Origin of the sequence: Streptomyces melanogenes (assembly GCF_014649795.1) — a bacterium.
Taxonomy (GTDB): domain Bacteria; phylum Actinomycetota; class Actinomycetes; order Streptomycetales; family Streptomycetaceae; genus Streptomyces; species Streptomyces noboritoensis.
In genome coordinates, this window is the sequence record NZ_BMTS01000098.1 from 1 (window position 1) to 584 (window position 584).

The following is a 584-nucleotide window of genomic DNA, read 5'->3' on the forward strand; positions in this document are numbered from 1 at the left end:
ACGAGGTCGATGCCGGTGACTTCTTCGGTGACGGGGTGTTCGACCTGGAGGCGGGTGTTGACTTCGAGGAAGGAGATGGTGCCGTCGGTGCCGACGAGGAACTCCACGGTGCCGGCGCCGACGTAGCCGGCTTCCTTGAGGATGGCCTTGGACGCGGCGTACAGCTCGGCGTTCTGGGCCTCGCTCAGGAACGGGGCGGGGGCTTCTTCGACGAGTTTTTGGTGGCGGCGCTGGAGGGAGCAGTCGCGGGTGGAGACGACGACGACGTTGCCGTGGGTGTCGGCCAGGCACTGGGTCTCGACGTGGCGGGGCTTGTCGAGGTAGCGCTCGACGAAGCATTCGCCGCGGCCGAAGGCGGCGACGGCTTCGCGGACGGCGGAGTCGTAGAGCTCGGGGACTTCTTCGAGGGTGCGGGCGACCTTGAGGCCGCGTCCGCCGCCGCCGAAGGCCGCCTTGATCGCGATGGGCAGGCCGTGCTGCTCGGCGAACGCGACGACTTCGTCGGCGCCGGAGACGGGGTCGGGGGTGCCGGCGACGAGGGGGGCGCCGGCGCGCTGGGCGATGTGGCGGGCGGCGACCTTGTC

Annotated in this window: 1 protein-coding gene; it reads right to left on the reverse strand. The window is 70.7% G+C overall.

Going from position 1 to position 584, the window contains the following annotated elements:
• A partial coding sequence (locus tag IE252_RS42920) for an ATP-binding protein (RefSeq protein WP_190094939.1) occupies nucleotides 1-584 on the reverse strand: 584 nt, incomplete at both ends.